This is a genomic window from Bradyrhizobium sp. JYMT SZCCT0428, from assembly GCF_018131075.1.
Taxonomy (GTDB): Bacteria; Pseudomonadota; Alphaproteobacteria; order Rhizobiales; family Xanthobacteraceae; genus Bradyrhizobium.
Genome location: NZ_JAFCLS010000040.1, coordinates 73,723 through 80,281, shown reverse-complemented (window position 1 = coordinate 80,281; position 6,559 = coordinate 73,723). Strand labels below are relative to the sequence as shown.

7 protein-coding genes are annotated in these 6,559 nt (G+C 57.3%); 4 read left to right on the top strand and 3 right to left on the bottom strand.

Annotated elements, in window-relative coordinates:
- The coding region (locus JQ575_RS32170; RefSeq protein WP_212037195.1) for a ParB/Srx family N-terminal domain-containing protein at window positions 1-375 on the bottom strand (375 nt) is incomplete at its 3' end.
- Window positions 376-925: 550 nt separating this feature from the next.
- Between JQ575_RS32170 and JQ575_RS32165 the strand changes: the two genes are divergently transcribed.
- The 4 genes from JQ575_RS32165 (at window position 926) to JQ575_RS32150 (ending at window position 4,281) form a co-directional block, all read left to right on the top strand.
- Window positions 926-1,264, top strand: a complete 339-nt coding sequence (locus JQ575_RS32165) for a DUF3489 domain-containing protein (RefSeq protein ID WP_212037194.1) — start codon at window positions 926-928, stop codon at window positions 1,262-1,264.
- Window positions 1,261-1,743, top strand: a complete 483-nt coding sequence (locus JQ575_RS32160) for a DUF2924 domain-containing protein (protein ID WP_212037193.1) — start codon at window positions 1,261-1,263, stop codon at window positions 1,741-1,743. Before JQ575_RS32165 ends, JQ575_RS32160 begins: the two co-directional genes overlap by 4 nt.
- On the top strand, window positions 1,733-3,214 hold the full coding sequence (locus JQ575_RS32155) for a recombinase family protein (RefSeq protein ID WP_212037192.1): 1,482 nt from the start codon (window positions 1,733-1,735) through the stop codon (window positions 3,212-3,214). The genes JQ575_RS32160 and JQ575_RS32155 overlap by 11 nt, the downstream gene beginning before the upstream one ends.
- 149 nt (window positions 3,215-3,363) lie before the next feature.
- Window positions 3,364-4,281 carry an IclR family transcriptional regulator gene (locus tag JQ575_RS32150; protein WP_312016060.1) on the top strand — a complete coding sequence of 306 codons (918 nt, stop codon included), beginning with the start codon at window positions 3,364-3,366 and terminating at the stop codon, window positions 4,279-4,281.
- Here JQ575_RS32150 and JQ575_RS32145 read toward each other — a convergent pair.
- Window positions 4,278-5,360 (bottom strand): acyl-CoA dehydrogenase family protein, encoded by a 1,083-nt coding sequence (locus tag JQ575_RS32145; protein WP_249167033.1) that lies wholly within the window; start codon window positions 5,358-5,360, stop codon window positions 4,278-4,280. The genes JQ575_RS32150 and JQ575_RS32145 overlap by 4 nt on opposite strands.
- A gap of 20 nt (window positions 5,361-5,380) precedes the next feature.
- Complete coding sequence (locus tag JQ575_RS32140) at window positions 5,381-6,529, bottom strand: acyl-CoA dehydrogenase family protein (RefSeq protein WP_212037190.1); 1,149 nt, start codon at window positions 6,527-6,529, stop codon at window positions 5,381-5,383.
- Window positions 6,530-6,559 lie beyond the last annotated feature (30 nt).

The window sequence follows — 6,559 nt, the reverse complement described above, 5'->3', positions numbered from 1 at the left end:
GCGCTCATCCCAGTGAGCGTTCAACGCGAGCTTGTTGTCAGCAATGCGCAATGCCTTTAGCTGGGCCGCAGAAAGATGACGAACCTCAATGAGCGGCACCTCAGTCATACCGAGGTACTTCGCTGCGAGAACGCGGCCGTGGCCTGTCACCACATTGCCAGTTGCATCCACAACAATGGGTATGAGAAAGCCAAACTCGCGAATGCTATCTGCAATTTGATTGACCTGTTTTGGCGAATGCTGCCTAGGGTTGTTCTGGTCCAATATGAGTTCGGTCACAGCTCGGTATTGAACTTGAATTTCGATGGGTCGAAGATTGCTCTTAGTGAGCCTTGTATTGCCGGGGGTTTCTGAATTGACGCCCGAGTCCTTCATGACTTGTTCCTTTCGAACACGTTTCTTTATCGACTAAGAAGTCGAAAAAGTACTCAACCGCGCTTAGGCCGTGCAGAGACGACGGCATTGCCGAGGTCCGCCCAACCGCGCACGATGAAGGAAACTGATGAAAACGCCTGTTGCGAGGACTGCGGTGGCCACCAACTAGGCGGCTCCATCTCGCGGAGGACTCACTGAACGCAAAGGACTCCCCTAACATGAGGGAATATCGAATCTTGAAATCTTTGAAAAGGAGATTTGCGCATTTTTCGATTCAATATTTGTTTGGCCCGCGGTTCGAGGACATGTGGATATTAGGCATTAGTTCAAGTTTTCGTGCCGCCTAACGACTCAGATGAGCAACAACATTGCGCAGAATTCGCTGGACTTTGGTTGCCCGTAGAGCGTCACTCGGCAATGAGCTTCCTGCTCCAGGCGCCCAAATCGGAATCGGTTGCAGCGCTCTTCGCTTCCAGCCCGCCATGACAATTCGCGGGCTTGTGTCAGTGGCAGCACCGTGTGTTGCCGGCTAACATAAGGAAGCGTCAAAATGACTATCAAAAAATCAAAATTAAGATCCCAAAGCATCGCGCGAAAATTTCGTGCGGGCTCGACGTCGCAGCCGATTAAATCGAAGAAGAGTTCATCGAAAGCAACATCAACCAAATCAACCGGTGTCGCATCGAAGCAAGAAGTCGTCCTCGCATTGCTACGGCGGCAAACCGGTGCGACCATTGCAGCGGTTATGAAGGCAACGGATTGGCAGCAGCATTCAGTCCGCGGGTTTTTTGCCGGGGTGATCAAGAAGAAGCTGAAGCTCCACCTCACCTCCGAGAAGATAGACGGCGCGAGGATATATCGGATCATCCGATCGGGTACGTCCTCATGAAATCCAACAATGGTGCAAATGGAGCCGACCCAGCTGTTGAGGCTGAGCTGGGTCGGCTGACGGTGATGCCGATAGTCGACCTGAGAAAACGCTACCGCGAACTGTTCCGAACTGAACCGCCCAAAGCGTTCGGTCCCGACTTGCTCCGCCGCAGCATTGCTCACACGATTCAGGTGAACACCTACGGCGACCTTCCCCTCCCCACCCGGCGGTTGCTTGCCCACATGGTGAAAACCGCCTCCGCAAGGCCCAATGGTCGGCTGGAGCTACCCCAACGGATCAAGCCGGGGTCAGAACTGGTGAGAACCTGGAACCGCCAGACGTATCGAGTCACCGTGATGGCTGACGGCTTTGTCCATGCCGGTAAGACCTACACCAGCCTTTCCGAAATCGCTTTTGCCATCACCGGCACGAAATGGAACGGCCCGCGCTTCTTCGGGCTCCGCTCAGCGCGACAGGAAACTCCCGATGGCAAATGACGCCAAGGTCCTTCGCTGCGCCATCTACACCCGGAAATCCACCGAACACGGCCTTGAGCAGGAATTCAACTCGCTGGATGCTCAGCGCGAAGCCTGCGAGGCTTACATCAAGAGCCAGGCATTTCAGGGCTGGAAGGCTCTGCCCCAGCAGTACAATGACCCAGCATTCTCTGGGGGCAACCTCGACCGCCCTGCCCTGAAAAGGCTTCTTGCCGATATTGAAGCCGGCAAGGTCGATGTGATCGTGGTCTACAAGATCGACCGCCTCACTCGCTCCCTCGCCGACTTTGCAAAGCTGGTCGATGCCTTTGACGCCAAATCGGTCTCGTTCGTGGCTGTCACCCAGCAGTTCAATACGACCACGTCCATGGGTAGGCTTACATTGAACGTGCTGCTGTCGTTCGCCCAGTTCGAGCGGGAGCTGTCAGCTGAGCGGGTCAGGGACAAGGTGGCTGCCAGCCGGCGCAAGGGGAAATGGACCGGCGGCACGGTGCCGCTGGGATACGCCACTAAAGACAAAAAGCTGGTTATCGACAAATCGGAGGCGGAGACCGTTCGGACGATCTTCAGGCTCTATCTGGAGCTGGGATCGTTCAGCAAGCTGGTAGCCGAACTCGATCGCCGAAAGATTGTCACTAAACGCCGCAGCACTAAGGTCGCAAAATATCAAGGCGGCATACCCTTCACTTATGGCCCACTCGCTTACTTCCTGAAGAACAGAATCTACATTGGAGAAACCCATCACGGGGGAAAGTGGTTCAAAGGAGAGCACGACGCAATTCTGGACCCGCCGACTTTCGAGCGTGTGCAGGAATTGCTGAAATCCAATACCGTGAAACGCAAGGTCAAGTTTTCTGAGAGCGGTGCGCTGCTCCAGAGCAAGCTCTTTGACGATAAAGGTAACCGGATGGGGCCAAGCTTTTCGAGCAAGAACGGTGTCCGCTATCGCTTCTATGTCAGCACCGCGCTGCGCGGGCGCAGTCACGCGGCCGGCTCCGTCACACGAATCTCGGCGCCTGAGATCGAGGGCTTGGTAGAGACCGCGCTCGGCGAAAAGCTGCAGCTCGATCAGGTCGAAACTATAACCGTGTCCAGCAATCGGATCCGGTTGGCGCTCAATCCAATGGGAGGAAAACAGCGCTCGATCGATATTCCCTGGACTCCAAAACCAAAGGGTTCAACAGAAGTGAATACTCCGCCGACCATCAAGATTGATGAAAAGCTCATCAAGTCGATCGTCCGGTCCCACGTATGGCTCGCCGAACTTTCCAGCGAACGTCAGCCAACCATCGAAGCGCTCGCTGCAGAAGCCAATCTCCACCCGAAGGTTATCCGCCAAGAACTGAGGCTGGCATTTCTGCCGCCCGACCTGACAAAGGCAGCTTTGGAGGGCGAAGCAACCATCGAGCTGAAGCAGATCCCAAAAACTCTGCCCCTATCCTGGCATGAGCAGCATCGGTCGATCGGCTGAAATTCGGCTATCGAATGTTATGGAAATTTGAACAGACCGCGGATGCCCCGCCGAATATGCGGCGATTATCGTAAATCGAAAACATCGCTCACATGATCCCGCACGTTTTGGAGCATCGGCAATATCCGAATAGTACGTGAACGGATGACGTGGAAGAACCGGGCGCGGATATCGTGAAACTTCACTGGACGGTCATTGCAATGGGCTCCGGTTTGCGGTTCTCTTCGTCTATGAAGACCTCTAAGCAAAGCGTCAAAATGACTCAAAACGGTCAGGTGACCGAGGCGACAAGCTATGGGCCACCAGCGACCGGGTCCGTCAAATCGGCGGGACGAGTGCTTCGGATTCTTGAGTTTTTCGATGAAATTCAACGTGACGCGCGGGTCGCGGAAATTGCGGAACGGCTTTCGTTTCCGCAGTCTTCCACCTCAATTCTGCTGAATTGTCTCGTTGATCTCGGCTACATGGATTACTTGCCAGAAAGTCGAACCTTCCTTCCGTCACCGCGGGTGACGTTGTTAGGCACATGGCTGGACAAGGGGCCTGTACGAAACGGCAGTCTGATCAGGATGCTAGAGGAAATTTCGCAGAAGACGGGCGACACTGTAATCGTCGCCGCACGTAACGGCATTTTTTCGCAGTATATCCATGTGCTTCAGGCGCGATCGGCAATGCGCTTTCACGTGCCGCAGGGATCGCGTCGGCTTGCTGTCTGGTCGGCGACCGGTTTTGCGTTGCTGACGAAGTGTACCGATAATGAAATCCGAGCCCTATGTATGCGCACCAATGCCGAAGCAGCCTCTGAGCAGCCACGGGTCGACATCAATCAAGTCCTGAAAAACGTGGGGCAAACCCGCCAGGACGGTTATTTTTTCTCGACCGGCCTTGTCACTCCCGGCGCAGGTTCCATCGCCGTTCCGCTACCGGACAGCATCGACGGGCGCGATCGCGCCTTGACAGTCGCCGTATCCGGCGTCCTCGATGAAATCGCCCGGCGAGAGAAAGACATCGTCGCGTTGCTGCACGACGTTGTGCAGCGTTATCTCAGCCCCCCGCCGTCCGTTTAAGCAGCGACGGTCGAGTCCTTCCGATCGGCGAGAAGGGGCCACAAGCCCTCGCCGCCCGAGGCACAGATCTTCCGGCCGACTCTTTCCTGCCAATAGGATTCCGCGCCCCATTCGTCGCGCCACGCCCACAGCCGGCGCGTTGAGAAATGCAGGGGATGTTCCTGGGTAAAACCCATGGCTCCATGAACCTGGTGGCACACCGCCGCGACCTGTCCGGCGGCTTCGCCGCAACGAGACTTGGCGATCGCAACGGCAAAATCATCGTCGCCCAGGCGCTCCGATTCGAACAGGGCATCGGCCGTCGCGGAGGCCGCCGCAAAATGCCCCGCAGCAACGGCGAGCATATGCTGGATGGCCTGAAATTTTCCGATCGGACGACCGAACTGGATCCGCTCGTTGGCATAGGTCAAAGCGTAGTCCAAGCAACGCTCCATACCCCCAATCATCTGTTGAACCCGGATCGCCGCTCCGAAGGCCATCAGCCCATCCTTGTTCAGGTCGTCCGGAGCTGGGCGAACGTCGCCCGCATGCAACTGCACACCATCGAAATGCATTTCGTCACGGGGCTCATAGGCGACGTTGCGGCGCGGCTTGTTTGGGCGGAGCTGAGCTGAAAGCACCCGGCAAAGAAACCCCTTGCCGCTTGCATCTCGGGCAAACACCAACGTAGTCGGAGCTTGCACACCCCATGGCACATGATGGGCCGTGCCCGATAGCGTTACACCGCTGCCATTTTCAACGACGGTCAAGCGATCCTGAGGGTTGACGGGCGCAAGTGTTACCGCCCCATCCAAGACGTCCCCCCCTGCGTCGACCCAAAGGCGACTGGCGATCATCGTCTCTGCAAGCGGAAGGGGCACCGAGTAAAAGGCAGCACGTCGGATGAGACTGGCCACCACGCTGGCTGCAAGACCGACCCCGCCCGCGGCTTCCGGCACAAGCGCCAAGGGCAAGCCGGCATCTTCCAGCGCCGCCCAAAGAGAAGCGGCCCACTTGCCATCGTCAGCATCCGCCAGAATATTCTTGTTGACGTGCTGCTGGAACAAGCGGTCTGCCTGTTCGACTACAATTACGGACATGTCCTCCATCGCAATCCCTTTCAACGCAAGCCCAGGCCGCGCGCAATCATCCCGCGCAGGATTTCTGGCGTACCGCCGCGTATCGTGAACGAAGGCGCATGCAGCAAAACATGAGCAAGCGCTTGCGAATACTCGTCGTCATCGTCGAGGCTGGCCTCTACCGGCAAAAGCTTGCGCACGATCTCCGGAATCTCACGTTCGAAGGCGGTCCCTACATCCTTCACCAGTGCGGCCTCAGTGATCGGGCTTTCGCCCCGCTCCAGCAAACCGGCGATCGAGGACGACATTCTGCGCAGGGCCGCAAAATGGGCAACGAAGCGCCCGATCTCGATCGCCTGCCGCTCGCTCGGCGCGCACCCAACTTTCTTGACAAGTTCCACCAGCAATCTGATGTCGGACATGAAGCGGTCCGGACCTGCACGCTCAAATGCCAGTTCGCCGGTTACGCGCGTCCAGCCTTCGCCCGGCTTCCCGATCATCATGTCCTCCGGCACGAAGCAGTTCCGGAAGAAGACTTCGTTGAATTCATGCCCGCCCGCCAGATTTAGTATCGGCCGGATCTCGACCCCCTTCGACGCGGTATCGACGATGAACTGCGACAAGCCAGCGTGGCGGTCCTGACCGGGCGGCTCGGTGCGCGCTAGCACTATCAAATAGTGAACTCGGTGCGCGTTGGAAGTCCAGATCTTGGCGCCGTTGACCACCCACCCGTTCTCACATTTCTCGGCTTTGGTGCGCACCGCCGCCAGGTCCGATCCAGAATCAGGTTCGCTCATTCCGATGCCGAAATAGCATTCGCCAGCTGCGATGCGCGGGAGAATCAGTTCTCGGGCGCGTTCGCTTCCATGTCTAAGTATTTGTGGTCCAGATTGTCGGTCGGCGATCCAGTGCGCGCCGCCAGGCGCTCCCGCTGCCAGCATCTCCTCGGTCACCACGAACCGCTCAAGATTGGAATATTCGCCCCCGCCGTATTGCCTTGGCCATGTCATCCCGATGAAGCCCGCGGTGGCTGCGCGGCGGCTGAACTCGGGATCGAAGGTTGCCCATGAAGTGCGATGAGCTGCGTAACGCCCGTGCGCCCTCTCGTCGTCCAGAAAAGCTCGCACCTTTTTCCGCATCATCTCTGCATTCGGCGGCAGCGTCAGGGATTCGAACCTAAATGCGCGCATACGGACCCCTCCGGCTTTTCAGCGACAGAC

Excerpts from the sequence above, each read along its gene's own strand:
- JQ575_RS32140 (WP_212037190.1), bottom strand. The coding sequence starts at position 6,529 with ATGCGCGCATTTAGGTTCGAATCCCTGACGCTGCCGCCGAATGCAGAG.
- JQ575_RS32165 (WP_212037194.1), top strand. The coding sequence starts at position 926 with ATGACTATCAAAAAATCAAAATTAAGATCCCAAAGCATCGCGCGAAAA.
- JQ575_RS32160 (WP_212037193.1), top strand. The coding sequence starts at position 1,261 with ATGAAATCCAACAATGGTGCAAATGGAGCCGACCCAGCTGTTGAGGCT.
- JQ575_RS32155 (WP_212037192.1), top strand. The coding sequence starts at position 1,733 with ATGGCAAATGACGCCAAGGTCCTTCGCTGCGCCATCTACACCCGGAAA.
- JQ575_RS32145 (WP_249167033.1), bottom strand. The coding sequence starts at position 5,360 with ATGTCCGTAATTGTAGTCGAACAGGCAGACCGCTTGTTCCAGCAGCAC.